This is a genomic window from Mycobacterium gordonae, from assembly GCF_002101675.1.
In the GTDB taxonomy this organism is placed as follows: domain Bacteria; phylum Actinomycetota; class Actinomycetes; order Mycobacteriales; family Mycobacteriaceae; genus Mycobacterium; species Mycobacterium gordonae.
This window is the reverse complement of sequence record NZ_LQOY01000106.1, coordinates 1-18,449: the sequence shown is the minus strand read 5'-3', so window position 1 is coordinate 18,449 and position 18,449 is coordinate 1. Positions and strand designations below refer to the sequence as shown.

The 18,449-nt window shown below is 67.3% G+C and carries 12 protein-coding genes, 1 tRNA gene and 2 pseudogenes; 4 read left to right on the top strand and 11 right to left on the bottom strand.

Translation table 11 applies throughout. The features are described 5' to 3' along the window. Nucleotides 1-41 precede the first annotated feature (41 nt). From AWC08_RS17490 to AWC08_RS17470, 5 genes are all read right to left on the bottom strand, one after another. Entirely contained in the window at nucleotides 42-1,481 is a 1,440-nt protein-coding gene (locus tag AWC08_RS17490) for a DUF7159 family protein (protein ID WP_419196912.1), read from the bottom strand. Between the two features lie 121 nt (nucleotides 1,482-1,602). Continuing rightward, the gene (locus tag AWC08_RS37120) at nucleotides 1,603-3,210 is read right to left on the bottom strand and encodes a DUF7159 family protein (protein ID WP_069435137.1); all 1,608 of its coding nucleotides are present in this window, start codon (nucleotides 3,208-3,210) and stop codon (nucleotides 1,603-1,605) included. A gap of 87 nt (nucleotides 3,211-3,297) precedes the next feature. Continuing rightward, nucleotides 3,298-3,870 (bottom strand): dCTP deaminase, encoded by a 573-nt coding sequence (gene dcd, locus AWC08_RS17480; protein ID WP_069435136.1) that lies wholly within the window; start codon nucleotides 3,868-3,870, stop codon nucleotides 3,298-3,300. A gap of 32 nt (nucleotides 3,871-3,902) precedes the next feature. Beyond that, complete coding sequence (locus tag AWC08_RS17475) at nucleotides 3,903-4,574, bottom strand: VldE C-terminal domain-containing protein (protein WP_069435135.1); 672 nt, start codon at nucleotides 4,572-4,574, stop codon at nucleotides 3,903-3,905. Nucleotides 4,575-4,747: 173 nt separating this feature from the next. Then, entirely contained in the window at nucleotides 4,748-5,053 is a 306-nt protein-coding gene (locus AWC08_RS17470) for an SRPBCC family protein (protein WP_082986696.1), read from the bottom strand. 162 nt (nucleotides 5,054-5,215) lie between these two features. Here AWC08_RS17470 and AWC08_RS17465 point away from each other — a divergent pair. Both AWC08_RS17465 and AWC08_RS17460 read left to right on the top strand, forming a co-directional pair. Then, nucleotides 5,216-5,289, top strand: a tRNA-Gly gene (locus tag AWC08_RS17465). Nucleotides 5,290-5,387: 98 nt separating this feature from the next. After that, a complete protein-coding gene (locus AWC08_RS17460; protein WP_308207279.1) occupies nucleotides 5,388-6,845 on the top strand; it encodes a sensor domain-containing diguanylate cyclase in 1,458 nt (485 codons plus the stop codon). 161 nt (nucleotides 6,846-7,006) lie between these two features. On the opposite strand, the gene AWC08_RS17455 is transcribed toward AWC08_RS17460, so the two are convergent. After that, nucleotides 7,007-7,492: a DUF456 domain-containing protein gene (locus AWC08_RS17455; protein WP_069435133.1), complete on the bottom strand. Its 486-nt coding sequence runs from the start codon at nucleotides 7,490-7,492 to the stop codon at nucleotides 7,007-7,009. Nucleotides 7,493-7,642: 150 nt separating this feature from the next. On the opposite strand from AWC08_RS17455, the gene AWC08_RS17450 reads away from it, so the two are divergent. Both AWC08_RS17450 and AWC08_RS17440 read left to right on the top strand, forming a co-directional pair. After that, a complete protein-coding gene (locus tag AWC08_RS17450; RefSeq protein WP_159460003.1) occupies nucleotides 7,643-8,440 on the top strand; it encodes an endonuclease/exonuclease/phosphatase family protein in 798 nt (265 codons plus the stop codon). A 624-nt stretch (nucleotides 8,441-9,064) separates the two neighbouring features. Next, complete coding sequence (locus AWC08_RS17440; RefSeq protein ID WP_443677820.1) at nucleotides 9,065-10,771, top strand: PPE family protein; 1,707 nt, start codon at nucleotides 9,065-9,067, stop codon at nucleotides 10,769-10,771. Nucleotides 10,772-10,815: 44 nt separating this feature from the next. Here the strand turns inward: AWC08_RS17440 and AWC08_RS17435 are convergent. The 5 genes and pseudogenes from AWC08_RS17435 to AWC08_RS37115 all read right to left on the bottom strand — a co-directional run. Continuing rightward, nucleotides 10,816-11,156, bottom strand: a pseudogene (locus AWC08_RS17435) (short chain dehydrogenase); the annotation flags it as partial. A 135-nt stretch (nucleotides 11,157-11,291) separates the two neighbouring features. Continuing rightward, nucleotides 11,292-14,180 (bottom strand): PE family protein, encoded by a 2,889-nt coding sequence (locus tag AWC08_RS39095; RefSeq protein ID WP_085088017.1) that lies wholly within the window; start codon nucleotides 14,178-14,180, stop codon nucleotides 11,292-11,294. A 459-nt stretch (nucleotides 14,181-14,639) separates the two neighbouring features. Beyond that, a complete protein-coding gene (locus tag AWC08_RS37610) occupies nucleotides 14,640-16,742 on the bottom strand; it encodes a serine/threonine-protein kinase (protein ID WP_197522080.1) in 2,103 nt (700 codons plus the stop codon). Between the two features lie 253 nt (nucleotides 16,743-16,995). Beyond that, nucleotides 16,996-17,562 carry a dihydrofolate reductase family protein gene (locus tag AWC08_RS17420; protein ID WP_069435452.1) on the bottom strand — a complete coding sequence of 189 codons (567 nt, stop codon included), beginning with the start codon at nucleotides 17,560-17,562 and terminating at the stop codon, nucleotides 16,996-16,998. A 90-nt stretch (nucleotides 17,563-17,652) separates the two neighbouring features. Continuing rightward, a pseudogene (locus tag AWC08_RS37115) lies at nucleotides 17,653-18,381 on the bottom strand (hypothetical protein); the annotation flags it as partial. Nucleotides 18,382-18,449 lie beyond the last annotated feature (68 nt).

Here is an 18,449-nt window from a genome sequence, read left to right as displayed (position 1 = left end):
ACGCTGAACGGCAGGTGACAGCTACCCGGCGAAATCAGATGCTAGATGCCAGGAATACCGGGAATGTTGAAGCCGCCGCGGCCGCCGCCGCCTTTGCCGCCTCTGCCGGGACCACCACCGCCGGGCAATTTGGGACCGGGGCCTTTACCGGCCCCCGGACCACGGCCGTCGTCACCGCCACGACCGCCGCCCCCACCCGGGCCGAGCGGGAACTGTGGTGTGAAGATCTGCGGCAGCTGCGGTATGGGAACCGGAACCGGCGCGGGCGCGGCGGGGACCGGTGCAGGGGCAGGCGCCTGGGGCAGCGGCGCTGGCGCTTGCGGCACCTGTACGGGCACCTGCGGTGCCTGGGGCACCTGTACGGGCACCTGCGGAGCCTGGGGCGCCGGCACCTGCTCAGGCGCGGGAGCCGGCGCCTGCGGGGCCGGAGCGGGACCCTGCTCGGGCACGGGCGCCGGAGCTTGTGGGGCCGGAGCGGGAGCCTGCGGCGCGGGGCTGGGAACGACGAGGGCTTGTCCCGGGTCGGGCCGAGTGCTCGAGGTGCTCCGGATGCTGACCGCCAGCGACACGACCAGCGACGCGACCCCGACCACGAAGATCGACAGCAACGCGCTGCCGAGTAGCCCCAATGGCCGGCGGCCCTCTGCCTTTGGCTCCTCGTGCTCAGGTTCGACGGCACTGTAGGCCAGCGCGCCGTCTGCTGCGTTGGCATTCTCGAAGTACGCGGGGTCGAGCACGAACGGCTCGTAGGCGCCGGTGCCGGGGTCCTGCGCGTAGGCGCGGGCCGCAGTCGATGCCGACAACAGCGGGGTGTTCGCCGACGCCAGCGCCGCACCCCAGGCTAGGGCGGTCTCCGGCTCCTCGGGGAGGGTCACCGGAAGGGTGGTCGCCGCCTCCAGGGCGGGCTTGATCATGGGAACGTCGACGCCCGAGCCGACGACGAAGACGGCGTCGGGATTGGTCTGCAGTGTCTCGGCTGTGGAGACCAGCTCGGCCAGCCGGGCCACCGCGGCGTCGTCGTCCGCGGGCAGCGGCTGGGTCTGGATGTCGGCGACCGATCCGTCGGCACTGTTCACCACGGCCAGCGTCGCGGTCTCCGGTTCGATGAACAGCAGCGCCGTCTGGGCGTAATTGGTTTCGTTGCCGACGGAATGCGCCAGTGCCGCCGCGGCGAGGAACGCCGAAACCAGCATGACGTTTTCAATCTTGCGGCCCGCCAGCGCGTCACGTAACTCCGCCGCCTGGGCCGGGTCGCGCCAGGTCACGCCGGTCGAGGCAAGCTGGTAGCCGCCCTCGGCGGCTCCTTCGCGAGTCCCGAGTATCGCCGAGATGACTTGATCGGCCGCGTTGAATGTGGGCGCGTCCTCAGCCCTGACGTCGATGCTGTCCTGATCGACCAGGGCGCCGTCGCCGTTTTCGCCTTCGACCAGCACCATCCGAACCGCGGTTGGTGCCATCGACACGCCGAGTACGGTGTCCAAAGCTCCCCCAAGAAAGACTGTGTGCGGATTCCCCAACCCGTGCCATATAACGGTACCCGCGCACCGGTTTCATACCCATTTGAGTTTGCTTTGTAGGGAAGTTCACAACCTCCGGGCCGGGCTACCGGTGTCCGCCGCCGCCACCGCCAAAGCCGCCGCCGTGTCCGCCTCCGCCGAAGCCGCCACCGCCGCCACCGAACGGTCCGTGCCCACCGCCGCCGAAGCCGCCGCCGCGGCCACCGGGGCCACCGCCACCGAACGGACCACGCCCACCACCGCCGCCACCGCCGCCAAAGGGACCCTGGATGCCGGGAACACCACCGCCACCGAACGGACCACGGCCCCGATTGGGCGCCGGCGCCTGCGGAACCGGGATGCCGGGAACACCACCGCCACCGAACGGACCACGGCCCGGATTAGGTACCGGCGCCTGCGGAATCTGAATGACCGGTGCCTGCGGGACCGGGTTCTGTACCCGCGGGGGTGCCGCTGGGATGGGCGCGCGCGGAGCAGGCAGCTTCGGTTGTTGGCGCGGCACCTGCACCGGCGCCTGGATGGGCGGGACCAGGATGGGAATCACCGGCGGAACGACCACGGGGTCGGGCAGCCGAGGCGCGGGCGACTCCGGGGCCGGCAGAGCCGGTGCCGCTGGCGCCGGGATTACGGGAGCCGCCTGGGCCGGCTCGATCGGCGCCGCAGCGACTGGGGCCTGTCGTTGTGGAATGTCGACGCGCGGCGCAGCCGGCAGGTCGATCTTGTGCTGGGGTGCGGCGACCTCTGTCGGCGCGGCGGCCGGCGGCTGCATGGGTGCGACGAAGTGGTTCTCGCTCGGCTTCGGCTGCAGGGCGACGGTCGGACGGATGGTGATCGCCAACGCCACTTCCAGCGCTATGGCAGCCGCGCAGGCGACCACGGCCACGCCGCTGCCCAGCAGCAACGCGGGCCGGCGCTTCGCCGACTCTTCCTCGGGGGCGTCGCTGTCGTCGAAGTCAGCCGGATCGGGAAGCTCCTCGCCGACTTGGGCATAGGCCAGGGCGGCGGTGGTCGCAGAGAACAATGGCGAACTGCCTGAGGCCAGCGCCGCACCGCGGGCCAGTGCCATATCGGGTTCCTCGGGCACGCTGATGGTCAGGGTCGTCGCGGCATCCAGCGCCGGCTTGATCATGGGGACATCGACGCCCGAACCCACCACGTAAATGCCGTCAGGGCGGGCGCGCATCGTCTCGGCCGTCGAAACCAACTGGGCCAGCTCGGTTACCGCGGCGTCGTCGTCCTCAGCCAGAAACTGCCGTCGCACGTCGCACAGCGAACCGTCCCGGGTATCCACCACCGCCAGGGTGGCGCTGTCCGGCTCGACGAACAGAACGCCCGTCCGGTCGTAGCCGACGGCGGCTCCCACAGACTGCCCCATCGCGACCGCCGCCAGAAAGGCCGAGACCAGCATGACGTTCTCGACCTTGTAGGCGGCCAGGGCGTCGCGCAGTGCGGCCGCCTGCGTTTGATCGGTCCAGCTAACTCCGATGGAGGACAACCGCAGACCTGCGTCGCAGGCGCCTTCACGGGTGCCCAGAATGGCCTCCAGCACGCGGTCGGATGCACACGTGGCGGCCGTGTCGGAAGCCATGCGGAAGCTGTCTTCTTCGACGATCACGCCATCGGCGTCCTCACCCTCGACCAGCGCCATGCGAACCGCCGATGGCGCCATCGACACCCCGAGTACGACGTCCAAAACCCCTCCCAAGGTTTAACGGTCTACGGAGGGAAACACCTCGCGTCGCCGTCGAATTCCATTGTGGCCCCGGAGGCTATGCGCTGGCTAGGTGGCACGTATGAAGTTCAAATATGAACGCGACGGTGTCGGACCGCGCTGACCCTGGTACTTGGAGCCTACTTGCGAACTGCCGTACGGGTGCTCAGATGGACTGGTCAGTCGCAAAATACATAACTGGCCGATTTTCATCCCCGGCCACAGGGTGATCGGCAGGTTGGCCACGTTTGACAGTTCCAGAGTGATGTGGCCGCTGAACCCTGGGTCGATGAAGCCCGCGGTGGAGTGCGTCAGCAAACCCAGCCGGCCCAGCGACGACTTGCCTTCCAACCGTCCTGCCAGATCGTCGGGCAGGGTGCAGAGTTCCAGGGTCGAGCCGAGCACGAACTCGCCCGGATGCAGAACGAACGGCTCTCCCTCGTCGGGCTCCACCAGGCTGGTCAGCTCGTCCTGCTGCAGTGCCGGATCGATGTGTGTGTAGCGGGTGTTGTTGAAGACCCGGAACAGCGAGTCGAGCCGGACGTCGATGCTGGACGGCTGCACCAGGGCGTCGTCGAAGGGGTCCAGGCCCAGGCGGCCCGCGGCGATCTCGGCCCTGAGGTCACGGTCGGAGAGCAGCACCCGACGAGCGTAGCTGTCGGGGGTTGACCCGGTTACCGGACGTAGACTTCGTCCCCGGTCGGATATCCGCCGCCAGTGGTGGTGACATGGACGTGGTCGTAGTGGCCGTAACCACCGGATTGGGCGCCACCGCCCGGGGTGTAGTACACGCCGCGCCAGATGGCGTCTTGGATGCCGAACCGCTCGGCGTTCTGCATTACGTAGGTGACGATCGCGTTGCCCAGCTCTATTCCCTCGTCAGAACTCGGGTTGGGGATCATCACGTCGACTGCCAAGCCCTCGGGATGCCAGCGCAGGGCGTCCGGCCGCACCCCGCCCATCTGGTGAATTTCGGGGAACATTGCGCTGATGCTGCGCTCGACCAGGATCGTCTTGACTTGCAGGCCCGCTTCGGGCGCGACGCCGACGGGCAGGACGCGAGCTCCCGCGTTGGCTCGCGACCTGTCAGCCCGCGTCCGCTCGGCCGGTGCCATCTCCTCGATGCTGAATCTCAGGTGGGAGGTGTCGATGTTCCCGGCTAATGCCGCGGCGAGCTGGATGCAGCATGAGTCGTTCTCGGGGATCAGTGGCTTGGCTTCGGCGCGGGCAGCGCCGTGGGGGCTGACGTCACCTGCCACCGCGAAGTAGACCGCGACAGAGGCGACGCCCGCAGCCAGCACTGCGGGCGATTTGCGCCGCTTCTTAGCTAACTCGTGCCTGCCCACGGGAGGTCACGATACGAGGTTACGGATGATAACGAAAGGGTAAACATCACATTTTTAGGATTTGCATTAGTTCACTCTATTAACCACTTGGCGAATTACATCCCTGTCATTCGCGGTTGTCGGCGTACTCAGCCCACTAGCCAGTTCGAGAGCTCCTCGAGCATCTGCCGCGCCTAGCCCCGCCAGAACCAGCCGAACGCCGGCAGCGCCGACGCGGCCAGGTGGGATCGCGCAAACATGTTGTACTGCCAATGGATTCGGGTCCCGGTGCCAGCTGCGTTGGAGCGGAACTCGGCTTCGATCCTGTCGAGCAAGGCCGCGAGGGGCCCTTTGAAGTCCGTGATCCGGTGGGTCCACGAGTGCGGCTCATCGACGCCGACGACGGTCTCCCTGATGCTTCCCTCCGGACCGATTTCGAGGACGTGGGTCTGGCCGACGGTTCCGCGCCAGTCGCCGGCGTCGCACCCGCTGACTTTCACGATCGGATCGGGGGATGGGTCCGTACCGACGGCGAAACATGGTGAGGGCAGCCATCTCGATGATGCCCGTGAACGCCTGCTCAGCCACGACGGGCAGGGTGCAGGATTGTTCGACCCGCACACCATTGGGCAGCGACCGATGCTAGCCTTCTGGGCGACAGCGCCGATGTAGTTCAATGGCAGAACATCAGCTTCCCAAGCTGAATACGCGGGTTCGATTCCCGTCATCGGCTCCACGAAAGACCAGGGCGTATGCCTTGCCGCCGCGCTCGCGGCGCCGTTGCACTGTCTCGGTCCCGTAACCGCGCGACGCCACCGAGCAAGAGACACAGGTGTGGGCGCTCTCTTCATCAATGGACGGCCGGACGGCGCACCTCCGCGCCGGACCAATGTCACGAACTTTTCGATTTCGTTGGGCGGATATCGACCTAGATTGGATGATGGGGCTGTGGCGCTCGTCCCTGGTCGAAAGCCCGAAGAGTTTTCTGGGTGCGAGAGTGGCTCGCGTCGATCAGATCTCGTCGCAAACGGCGGACTGGGGACTTCGCCGCAACGGGACGATCTCCTTCGCGCTGTGCTGGACTCCTCGGTGGATGCCTATTGGGCGCTTGATGCGAGCGGTCGTGTCCTGGAGTGGAATAAGGCGGCGTTCCAGATGTTCGGCTGGACCCGGGAGGAAGCAATCGGTCGGCTGCTGACGGAATTGGTCGTCACCCCCGATCAGCAGGAGTGGGTTTCCCGGGACATCCAGAGCTATGCGGAAGCCGGCCTCTCTCCGGTGGTCGGTCAAGTTTCTGCACACCAGTTGCGCCACAGAGACGGCACCGAAATGCCGGTCGAGGCGCTCGTGAGTGCAGTCGGCTCCGGACCGGAACTGACGTTCCATGTCTTCGTTCGCGATATGACGGCGCTTTCTGCGGCGCGAGTTGCCCAGTACGGCAGTGAGGCCACCTTCGAGGCGGTGTTCGCCAACGCGCCGATCGGGATTGCCGTCGTCGGTCTGAACGGTAGCTTTCAGAAGGTCAATCAGGCGCTTTGCGATATCACCGGCTACCAAGAGCATGAACTGACCGAGTTGACGTTTCAGGACATCACCCATCCTGATGATCTCGACACCGACGTGAGCGAGGCGGCCCGGTTGCTGCATGGCGAGATCAGCAGCTATCAGATGGACAAGCGCTACTACGCCAAAGACGGTCACCTCATCTGGGTCCATCTCGCGGGTTCCATCGTGCGTGACGCGGCTGGTCATCCGATGCACTTCATAGCCCATATCGAGGACATCTCCGCCCGTAAGCGCGACGAGGAACTGCTCAGAAGACAGGCAACCCGCGACAGGTTGACCGGGGTGTTCAACCGTGCCCGGTTCGAGGAAGAACTTGCCCGATACGAGGCGCTGGCCCGCCGCCACGGCTACGAGGACGAGGCCGCAATATTCGTTATCGACGTCGACGGCCTCAAGCAGGTTAACGACGAAGGCGGGCATGCTGTCGGCGATCAATACCTAAAAGCGATTGCCCGGACAATCAGCCGAAGGCTGCGCCTTACTGACATCTTCGCCCGCATCGGCGGTGACGAATTCGCCGTCCTGTTGCCGCACACCTCCACCGGCCAGGCCCAGAAACTTGCTCAGACTCTGAACCAGATAGTCAAAGCCAACACCACTGGCAGCGTCTGCATCGGAATCGCCATGATCGCCCCAGGTCAAACGAGGCATGCACTGCAACGGGCCGACGGAGCCATGTACCAAGCCAAACAACAAGGCCGAGGGCGTGTCGCCGGCCCTCTGTAACCTCCGAAACTAGCGGCAGCACGCCGCTATCAACCTTAAGGACACCTGGGCAACCACGAAGCACGCGCCGCCCATCGAACAAATAGTCAGCGGCTCGGTCGCCGAGGAGAGCAGGAACTCGTCGGACACCATCCGGGGTACGACGCTTCTCAGCGAGGCGCCTACTGAGTTAGGTACACCCCGGCCACCCACGCCACGGTGGCGAGCAGTGCGGCAGCCAACTCGACACCCGTCGACAACGCGACACCTTTCACGGCGTGCTTCGTCGAGGTCCATGCCAGCCGCTGGTCTCCACGGGCAGCCAGCTCCGCCACGTAGACACCCAGCACGAACCCGATCACCAGGCCGATCACCGGGATCACGAAGAAACCAATGATGCCCACCACCGCACCAGCTGCCAGACTCAGCGTGCGCACGTCAGCGGCCCGCATCCGCTTCACGGGCCAGGTGTATTTGATCAACGTCGCCACACCGAGCAGCACTGCCACCACGCCGAGTGTCACCCACGCGGTGATGTTGTTCTCGACGACGGCCCACACCACGATCGCGACGAACACCAACAGCGTGCCCGGCAAAAGCGGCACCACGATGCCGATAATTCCGACCGCGATCGCGAGTGCTACGAGGACGATGCCGGCAGCACTCATGTTCTCAACGTATCTCTAGTGGCCGCTGGCAGGGATAATCCCTACGGGCCCATGCCCCGTCAGGCGCTGATCGTTGCCGGGACGCGAACACCTCTGCGTAGGAATCGTGCCCCATAGGATCGAGGTGTGCCGTCACCCGATCAGGACAATGTGCTGACGGTGCTGACGCTGAACATTTGGGGCGATCACCTTTGGGAGGAGCGCAAGCACGCGCTCGTCGACTGGTTCACCCAGATTCGCCCTGATGTGGTCGCGTTGCAGGAGGTGACTCGGTCACCGGAATTGTGCGAGGCGACGTGGCTGGCCGACCAGACCGGGATGGACGCGGTGTACGCCGCAGCGTACGTCCGCTCCGGCCGCAGCCATTTCGGCAACGCGGTCTTAAGCCGCTGGCCGATTGTCGACTCGCGGTCGATCCAGCTGACCCTGTCGGGGGCAAATATCGAGCCTCGCGGCGCGCTGACGGTCGATGTCCGCGTTCGCAACCGTCTGGTGTCAGTCACCTCAACCCACTTGTCTTACCGGTTCGACGAGGGCTGGGTGCGCGAGGCACAGGTCCGTCAGCTCGCCGATTTCGTCGGGACGAGATCTGGCGATTTTCCGCCGATTGTCTGTGGCGACTTCAACGCCTGCCCGGAATCTACCGAGGTGCTATTCATGGGCGGCATGCACGGATTGGACGGTCAGAGTCTTCACCTGTTCGACGCCTTCGAGGTGGCCCATCCTGGTGAGCTTGGCTTCACCTGGAACAACACCAACCCGTACACGGCGCAGGACCCGACACCGGATCAGCGCATCGACTACATCTTCGTAGGCGCGCACACCGCTGACGGCGCGGGCAAGGTGCTCGACGCGGCCGTCGTATGCGACGCCCCGCGCCGCGGTGTGTGGCCTAGCGATCATTTCGCTGTCGTCGCCCAATTAGCGTGCCCTGCCCCCGGGCAATAACCGGCCGAACCAACCGCGCCCGCTGCCCGTCGTGGCCGGACCGGCCCAGTCGGCTTGCCGTTGATGTCGAACGCGATGCCGGTGTCGGAATACCGGATCTTCTCCGGCGCGAACGGTACGACCTCGGTGTTGTTCACCAGCGTCTGGACCTCATTGGACTCGATGCACTGCTTGAACATCTTCCCGAAGGTCTCAAAGGGTCGAATTCGGCACTCCCGCATACAGATTGATTTTTCAGTTTCCCGAAGGTCTTCTCGACGGGCTCTATCTCCCACTCACCATCCCCGATCGACTTCGACTCGTAGTAGGTGAGCCGCCTTGCATCGTCGGAATCTGCAGTGGCCGTATCCATTTCGAACACTGCGGCGAGGTTAGAAAGTGCGGTCTTCAAACCGAAGCCGAACTCACCGATCGTGGTCGTGGCTTCGCTTCCGCCTGTCGAGAGCCAGGCGGCGTCCGAACTGGGAGCCGGCTCTGCAGTGACGTTTCCAGCATTTAAACAAAGTGAACAGATGGCCATTTTGGCTACCTGTGCGCGAAACCACCCACACCCCCCATCACCGCGTCGTATCGTCTCCGGCGAGGACTGCTCTCACCAAGCAACGGGTCACGGAGGTCGAAGTCGTGAACTTTTCAGTGCTGCCGCCAGAAATCAATTCGTTGCGGATGTTTCTGGGCGCCGGGTCAGCGCCCATGCTGCAAGCCGCGGCGGCGTGGTCGGGATTGGCCGAGGAATTGGGTTCGGCGGCCAGCTCGTTCGCCTCGGTGACAACGAATCTGACCGGCCAGGCCTGGCAGGGCGCAGCAGCCGAAGCGATGACCGCCGCTGCAGCCCCCTACGCCGCGTTTCTGCAAGCCGCATCCGAACGCGCCCTGAGCGCCTCGGGCTCAGCCGAAGCCGTGGCCAGCGTCTTCGAAGAGGCCAAAGCAGCCACCATCCACCCGGCAGCCATCGCGGCCAACCGCGAAGCCTTCGTCAATCTGGTGCGCTCCAACTTCTTCGGCCTCAACGCCCCGGCCATCGCGGCCGTGGAAAGCCTCTACGAAGAATTCTGGGCCACCGACGTCGCGGCGATGTTCGGCTACCATGGCGGCGCCTCCGCGGCGGCCGCACAACTGTCGTCGTGGCAACAGGCGCTCCAGGGCCTGCCCGGCATCGGTGGTCTGTTCGGCGGAGCCGGCCCCGCCGCCCCCGGTGACCCCAACTTCGGCATCGGCAACAAAGACGGCGGCCTGAACTTCGGCAACGGCAACAGCGGCAACAACAACATCGGCAACGGCAACACCGGCGACTTGAACTTCGGCGGCGGCAACATCGGCGACAGGAACATCGGCAGCGGCAATCGGGGCAACGCCAACTTCGGCTTCGGAAACGGCGGCGACGGCAACATCGGCCTGGGTAATAGCGGTCTAGGCGCCACTGGCGGCACGCAGTTGCCGGGATACAACAATGTCGGCTTGGGCAACGCCGGCGACAACAACATCGGCATCGGCAACAGCGGCAACGGCAACCGGGGTCACCGCGGTAACACCGGTAACAACAACATCGGTTTCGGACTGCAAGGCAGCAACCTCATCGGTGTCGGCGGGGCTGCCTACAACACGGCCACCGGCCAGTTCCAATTCACCGGTCTAAACGCCGGCACCGGCAACATCGGACTGTTCAACTCCGGCACCAACAACATCGGCTTCTTCAACTCCGGCGACGGCAACGTCGGCATCTTCAACTCGGGTTCCCATACTCTGGCGCCCGCCGATTTCGGCAAGATCCAGGGCTTGGGCATCGGCAACTCGGGGATCGGCAACATAGGCATCGGCAACAGCGGCAACCAAAACTTTGGCTTAGGCAACAGCGGGGGGGTGAACACCGGTATTGGAAATACCGGCGACACTAACACCGGATTTTTCAATAGCGGCACCACTAACACGGGGATAGACAACTCCGGGGGCTGGAACACCTTCGACGGGAATTCGGGTGTCGCTAACACCGGCTTCTTCAATTCGGGCAGCTATAACAACGGTTTCGGTGCCACCACGAACAGCGGTGCCAACAGCTCAGGCTTCGGCAACAGCGGTGAGGTCTCGTCAGGCTTCTTCAACAGATCACTCGACGGGACTGTGCTCAAGGGTTATACGTCGGGTTTCTTCAATTCGTCTAGCGGTGCCGGCACCCCGGTCGCCCTATCAGGATTCCAGTCGGGCTTTTTCAACACTGGCGTCCCAACGAGTTTGCTAGGCGGCGTCGCCGGATACAACTCGGGTGTACTGAACAGCGGCACCGCCTTGGCGGGCTTGTTCAGCATCGCCCGGCTACTGCAAGAGCTATTTTAAGAAGTCGCCCGAGTCGTCGACATGACCTGCGCCGGGCACCACGTTCAAGGGTGCTGGTTGGATACCGAAATCACCTCCCCGGTCGGCCAACTCGGATAGTCGCTGGTTAACGTAATCCTCGCGGCGACTTCCCAGGGTTCGGCCGCGCGACCGAACACTCGGCGTCTTCTATTGCGCTGCAACGGGTTAACGCCATCACTCCCGCCTTGGCCGGGCGTAGTGCGGCTGCGAGTGCTGTGCCCGCCAACCAGCACACTGGCGTTGTTCACGATGACACCTCCGTGCGGTGGCGGTGTTCACCAGCACGTCAAGCCGACCGAATGGGGCTGTGCACGAGGCGATCAGCCCGTCGACCCTTTGAGGTGAACGTGACGTCGCATACCACGTCCCAGCACCCCTGTCACCGCGCGGCGGGCGGATCGCCGGCGTTGTTTCTCGAGGATGCCAGCGGTGTCAGTGCCGCAACGCGCAGCGCGATTCGAGCGGCACGCGAAATTCGTGACCGGGCGAACCTTTCGGGTCAGCCCAGTCCGCCGCCGAAGCCGCCTTTGCCAGCGCTGCCACCCGAGCCGCCCGTGGCGCCCACAGCGGGGTTACCCGGTCCGCCAGTGTTGCCGTTGCCGCCCTGCTCTGCGCCGTTGAAGCCGCTGCCACCGTTGCCGCCGGTGCCGCCGGTGCCGCCGGTGCCGCCGGTGGCTACGCCGCCCGTGGCGGGAGTGCCACCGTCGCCGCCTTTTCCGCCGATGCCGCCGTTTCCGCCGTTACCACCGATACCAATCGGGGCGTTAAAACTTCCATTGCCACCGGTGCCGCCGGTGCCGCCCATGCCGCCGGTGCCGCCGGTCTCGATCAGGCTGCCGCTACCGCCTGCGCCCCCGGCGCCCCCGGCGCCCCCGACGCCGCCGGCGGTGCCTGTGGTGAAGGAACTTCCCGTGCCGCCGGTGCCGCCTTTGCCGCCTTTGCCGCCGGTACCACCGACGGGGCTTGCTGACGCGCCGGTGCCAGCGGTGCCGGCTGCGCCGCCGGTGCCGCCGGCACCGCCCGCGGCTCCTGTCGAGGTGGTATTAGGAGCATTGCCTCCGGCGCCGCCGTTGCCGCCGTCACCGCCAGAGCCGCTGGCGCCGCCCACGCTGCCGGTCCCGGTGGCGTTGCCGCCGTTACCACCCCCCCCGCCGGTGCCGCCGGTGGCACCAACTTCGCCTGTGCCACCACCGTTTCCATCGGCGCCCCGGCCACCGGTGCCGCCGGCACCACCTACGCCGCCGCCGCCGAGGGTGTCACCCGCGCCGCCAGTGCCCGCGTCACCGCCCTGCCCGCCGGTGCCGCCAGAAGGAGCGGTGCCGGTGCCGACGTAGGCGCCGCCCTGGCCGCCGGTGCCGCCGGCTCCTCCGTTGCCGGCCTTGCCGCCCACGCTGCCGGTACCGGTGGCGTCTCCGCCGTTACCACCCACCCCGCCGGTGCCGCCGTTGGCGCCGCCTTGGCCTGCGCCACCGGCGTTTCCATCAGCGCCCCGGCCACCGGTCCCACCGGCACCACCGACGCCGCCGCCGCCGAGGGTGGCACCCGCGCCACCAATGCCGGCGTTACCGCCCTTGCCGCCGGCGCCACCAGAAGGAGCGCTGCCGAAGGTGTAGGTGCCGCCCTGGCCGCCGGTGCCGCCAGCACCTCCGTCGCCGGCCTTGCCGCCCACACTGTCAGTCCCGGTGGCGTCGCCGCCGTTACCACCCACCCCGCCCGTGCCGCCCGTGTCGCCGACTTTGCCGATGCCGCCGCCGTTTCCATCGGCGCCCCGGCCACCGGTCCCTCCGGCACCGCCCACGCCGCCGCCCCCAGCGGTGGCACCCGCGCCGCCAACGCCCGCGTTACCGCCCTTGCCGCCGGCACCCCCAGTAGGAGCGGTGGTGCCGCCGTTGCCGTTATCAGGGATAGCGGTACCGCCGGTGCCGCCGGCGCCCCCGTTGCCGGCCTTGCCGCCCACGCTGCCGGTCCCGGTGGCGTCGCCGCCGTCACCACCCACTCCGCCGGTGCCGCCTGTGTAGCCACCCCCATTCGCGGCATCGCCGCCGGCGCCGCCGGTGCCGCCGGTGCCGCCGGTACCACCTTGGCCCGCCGTGGCACCCGTACCGGCCGTGCCGGCAGCGCCGCCGTCACCACCGGCGCCTCCGACAACACCGGCCGCCGTGCTGGTGCCGGCTTTGCCGCCGTCGCCGCCGTCGCCGCCCGAGCCGCCGGCCCCGCCGTCGCCGCCAGCGGTGTTACCCCCGGTGCCACCCTTGCCCCCGGGCCCGGAGTTACCGCCAGCGCCGCCCTGCCCGCCACTGCCGCCGGTGAAGCCGACCGCGCCACTGGTGGCCGCCGCGTCGGCGCCGTTACCGCCGGTGCCCCCGGCGCCGCCGGTTCCGTAGGCGCCGACCCTGCCGCCGGCGCCGCCAGCCCCGGCGTCGCCGCCGTTCCCGCCCATGCCGCCGTTGCCGCCATCTCCGCCAGTGCTGAGGCCGGCTCCGCCGGTGCCGCCGACGCCGCCATCACCACCGACGCCGCCGGCGCCGGCATTACCGCCCAGGCTGCCCGCACCGCCAGCACCACCGACTCCGCCGGCCCCGCCCGCCGCACCCATACCGTTGCCGATGCCAGCGCCGCCCTGTCCGCCAGTGCCCCCAGCGCCGCCGCCGCCGCCGACGCCGAAAGCCGGTAGGCCGCTCGCGCCGCCGGCGCCACCATTACCGCCGATACCGCCGGGCTGACCCGGCGCACCGGGCGCACCTGCGCCGCCGTGACCACCGAAGCCGCCGAGACCACCTGTCAGGCCCCCGCGACCGCCGGCCCCGCCGGTACCGCCAGCTCCGCCCGCGGCGACCGCGTCGCCGCCGGCGCCGCCGGCGCCGCCATTGCCATAGAGGCCCGCGGATCCGCCAGAGCCGCCCGCCTGGCCAGCCGCACCTGACCCGCCGGCGCCGCCACTGCCGAAGATCAGGCCACCGTCGCCGCCGGCTTGCCCGGTACCTGGCAAGCCTGGAGCACCGTCGCCGTACAACGGACGGTTAATCAGCAATTCTGTGGGGAAATTGACCAATCCCATCGTGTTGACCACCAGGGGGTTGTTCAACAGAGGTTGCAGGAGCGTGCCATTGCCGAGATCCATGCGCGCATAGGCCTCCGCGCCCGCCTGAAAGGCCGTCGCGAACACGTCATTGGCCGCCGCGGTATGGGCGCTGAGCGCCTGATACTCCTGGCCATAGCTGCCGAATAGGCGCGCGATAGCCGCCGACACCTCATCGCCCGCGGCCGCTGCGATACCGGTGGTCCGCTGTGCGGCGGCAGCACTGGCGGCCCGAACCGTATCGCCGATGGCGAATACGTCCGCAGACGCTGCAGCCAACGACTCGGGCGTGGTGATCACATACGACATCGCGCTACTCCAATTCTGTTTACCGGCAGTGCCGTCAAACGCTATACAGATAGGACCGGAAAAGGGAGACCCTTTTTGTCGCGTTTTCGAAATTGATGCCGACGAATCGGAGGTCGCCGACTTGGACCGGTTGTCGTTGCGGATCCCGATACCCGCGCGGCCTTCGACTTCTTGAACACCCCTGCATCATGATCGCCTTGCGGGATCAAGCAGCTTCGCTCAGCGGCGCTTCCTCAAAGTTGAATACGCGGGTTCGATTCCGGTCATCGGCTCCACGTGATGTCTCAAGACATCGGAATGGTCCGAACCCTCGTATAGGGCTCGGACTTTTCTTTGGGCGGTCGATTGCCACGTCAGAGGGCTTGGGGAGCGGGAGCGCGTGGCCGGCGTGCGACGACTGCGCACTCAACGGCGCAGTCGCGGAAAGCACAGTTGCGAAGAGTGCTCCCGGGCTGCGGTTCACTGCTTGGTGCCCTCAAAGGTGCCACTGCACGTTGTCGGCTGCCATGTGCCGTCGCGAATGACGGTGCTGCCGCCTTGGGTGACGAAGACCCCCCGCATCGTGCTGTCACGAAAGCTGAGCACGAAAGACCCGTCGGCGTTGATGGTGCCGGTGAAGGTCGTCCCCGATGAATGCACCAACGTCAGGCTGCTGCCTTGGTGGGTGAGGGTGACGGTCGTGTCCCGGGGCGCCGCTCCACAGGAACCGGCTTGGAAGTGCAAGAGGTAGGTGCCGTCTATCTCCGGTTGGGTCGGGCGCGGTCCGGTGCCGGGCGTGGTGGGTGCGGGTTGGGGTGGCGCGACGGGTTGGCTGCGTGCAGTGTCGTCGGCGCCGGTAGTGCCGGCGGGCCGGTTGAAGGCTTGCCCGGTGACGACGTCGACGAGAACGAAGTTGGCGATAGTCGCCGGACTGGGCTGGATCGCGGCCAAGGCCGCAGGGCGGTAACCGGCCCAGGCGGCGCCGACGGGTTCGGGATCGCCGGTCAAAGCGACCGGCGCGGTCAGGGGATTGCCGCAGTAGCAGCGGACGCGGGGAACCCCATGGGCGTCGACGAACACCCCGGTGCCGGCCTGGAAGACCGATTGCAGGGTGGTGGGATGTGTTCCGTCGAATCCGTGATTGGTGACCCGGGTGTCCAGTCGCAGCAGCATTGGGGTCAGTTCGCGCAGGTAGGTGGGGATGTCGGCGGCGGTCAGGGGGCGTCCGCCGGTCCAATACAGGCTGGGATCGCTATTGAGCGCTTCGACGAAAGCGCCGGCCTGGGCGGGGTGAGTGCTCAAGAAGGCAATCATCTTGTCGCGGTCGCACTCGGCGTTGTTGAGGGTGCCGCCATAGAGGCCCTCGCGGTCACCGGGCAGCGACTGGGTGGCCACCGGGGCCCCGTCGCCACGGGGCGGCAGGGTGGGTGGCGGCTGAGTGTTGCTCGGCGGCGGCAAGCCCACGGGCGGCATGAACGGATTCGCCCCCGGGTCAGTGGCCGCGGCGAGGACCAACTCCCCGCCAGTCGCCTTGGGCGAGAAGACGTTACGGAACAGCACCACACCGGTACCCAGCGCTGCGATGAGCAGCACCACTAGCGACGCGATCAACCACTTACGCTTCGAGCGGTTTACGGGCCGCGCCGCATCAGAGCTCCGTAACTGGGGAATCTCCTCAGGCACGCCTGGGCGGGATGCGGGCGTAGTCACGTCAACTGCTGAGTCCAGCGCGTATTGCGCGGCGCCGGCCAGCGCGGCGCAGCTCGGGTAGCGGTCGTCGCGGTTTTTGGCCATCGCACGTTCAATCACCGCGTCCATCCCCGCCGGAAAGCCGGCCCGCTGAGCGGCAGGGCTCTGGCTGGGTAACGGGACGGGCAGGTGCAAGTGTCCATACATCCACTGCTCGGGGCTGCGGCCCGGGTAGGGCACCGATCCGGTCAGCAGGTGGTAGAGGGTGCAGCCGAGGGCGTACTCGTCGGCGCGAGCATCCAAGGCGATTGACGGGTCAAATTGCTCGGGTGCCGCGTACTGCAGGCTGCCGGTGAACATGCCGGTCGCGGTGAGTCCGGCCCGGCCGTCGAGGGCTTTGGCGATGCCGAAGTCGGCCAGCAGGACCCGTTCGGGCTCACCTGCGGTGGGTCGGGTGAGCAGGATGTTGGCGGGTTTGACGTCGCGGTGCAGCACGTCGGCGTTGTGGGCGAAGTCCAGTGCTTTGGCGGTCTCGGCGATGATGCGCACGGCGCGCGCCGCGGGCAACGGCCCCTCGCGGACCGCTTCGGCAGCGTCGGAACCGTCGATGTATTGCATCGCGATCCATAACTGCCCGTCCTGATCGCCGCGGTCGTAGACGGCGACGATATTGGGATGATCCAAACGCGCGACGTGGTCGGCCTCCCGCAGGAAACGAGCACGCACGTCGTCGTCATCATCGGTCATGGCACGGCTGAGTAACTTCAGCGCGACAAGTTTCGGCAAGTTCGGGTGGCGGGCCAGATAGACCGTCCCCATCCCGCCGACACCGAGAAGCCGCTCGACGACATAACCGGCGAAGACCTGGCCAGGCTGCAACTGCTGATGCCCCATGACCACCACCTCACCGGGATGACTGCCGATTCATCCTGCCACCCGCGGCCCCCGGCATCGCCAGTTCAACAGAAATTCTCGCACCACGATTTACGACCCGGCGATTGAACGCTCGGCCCTGATACGACCGGCACAGCTCACAACTTGTCTTCGCCGGCGCCGGCATACCCGTTCGGCGTTTCGGATGAATGCCCCACAGGCGATTGGCGGAAGACGCTCGGAGACAACAGGTCTGCGCCGCGGCCATAGACGATCATTCGCGTTTCGCCTCGTAGCGCAGCAGGACCGTGCCACCAGGGAAGGTGCGATTCTCCAATAGTCGCAACGACATCCAAGACGGCAGGGGCGGGAAGAACGGGGTGCCACCGCCCACTGCGGCGGGCGCGATGACGATCCGAAATTCGTCCACCAGTCCGGCCTGCACGATCGGTGCGACCAGCGTGGCGCCGGCCACCTCCAGGTTCCCCTCGGTTTCGGCCTTCAGCTTCGTCACCACCTCCACCGGGTCGCCGCGTTCCAGCCGGGAGTTCCAGTCGACGGATTCCAGGGTGCGCGAGAACACGACCTTGGGCATGTCGCGCCAGATCTGGGCGAAGTCAACGATTATCGGGGTGGCGTCCGGGTCCTTGTCGGCTGTCGGCCAATACGCGGACATCAATTCGTAGAGGCGCCGGCCGTAAAACGACAGAGCGGTCTCCCGCTCGAAGTCGTTCCAGTACTGGTGCAGTTCGTCGCTCGGTTCGGACCAGTCGATGTTGCCCTGTGCGTCGGCGATGTATCCGTCCAAGGACACGTTGAAGCCATAAACGAGTTTGCCCATGCTGATCAGACTGCACTGGAGGGCAGAACTCATCGCGACGCCGGCCGTTCCCGCCGAGGTGGCCCGGCGGCACGAGATCGCGCGCCCGGGTCAACCGTCCTGACCGGGCATTCCGTCGGCGCCCTTGCTGCCAGGTGTGCCGGTGCCGCCGGGCGATCCCCCGGTCCCTCCCGCGCCGGCGCCTCCACCGCTAGCCCCGCTGCCTCCGCCGCCGCCCGTTCCGCCCGGTCCCGCGCTGCCGGCGATGCCCGCCTGGCCGAACCACCCACCGGCACCGCCTATGCCCCCGGTGCCGCTGCCGCCGCCGTTGCCCCCGTTGCCGCCCGTGCCGCCGTTGCCGCCGAACCCTCCGTCACCGCCACTGGTGTCAGTGATGACCGAGATGGCGGAGGCGTTGCCGCCGTTGCCGCCACCACCACCGAGGCCGCCGTGGCCGCCTTGTCCGCCGTGGCCGCCCACGCCGGCGTTGCCCCCCGCCCCGCCGTGGCCGAACAACAACCCGCCGGCGCCGCCGTCACCACCCGCGCCGCCGGCACCGCCGACACCGCCCGCGCCTCCAGAGCCGCCAGCGCCGCCGTTGCCACCCTGACCGCCCTGGACAACGGCAGCACCGGTCGCGCCGCCGGCCAGGTTTGATTTGCCGCCCGCGCCACCTGCGCCGCCATCGGCTCCCATTCCCCCGATGCCGCCGGTACCGCCGACGCCGCCGGCCCCGCCAGCGCCGGCCAGTAGCCCGCCGTGACCACCGTGACCGCCCGCGCCCCCAACGCCGCCCGTGCCGCCAGCTACTCCCGCACCGCCGCTACCGCCGTTACCGCCGGGCCACCTCGGCGGGAACGGCCGGCGTCGCGATGAGTTCTGCCCTCCAGTGCAGTCTGATCAGCATG

What these genes read in the sequence shown, in the direction of transcription:
- AWC08_RS17420 (WP_069435452.1), bottom strand. Translation starts at nt 17,562, where the DNA reads ATGGGCAAACTCGTTTATGGCTTCAACGTGTCCTTGGACGGATACATC.
- AWC08_RS17455 (WP_069435133.1), bottom strand. Translation starts at nt 7,492, where the DNA reads ATGAGTGCTGCCGGCATCGTCCTCGTAGCACTCGCGATCGCGGTCGGA.
- AWC08_RS39095 (WP_085088017.1), bottom strand. Translation starts at nt 14,180, where the DNA reads ATGTCGTATGTGATCACCACGCCCGAGTCGTTGGCTGCAGCGTCTGCG.
- AWC08_RS37610 (WP_197522080.1), bottom strand. Translation starts at nt 16,742, where the DNA reads ATGGGGCATCAGCAGTTGCAGCCTGGCCAGGTCTTCGCCGGTTATGTC.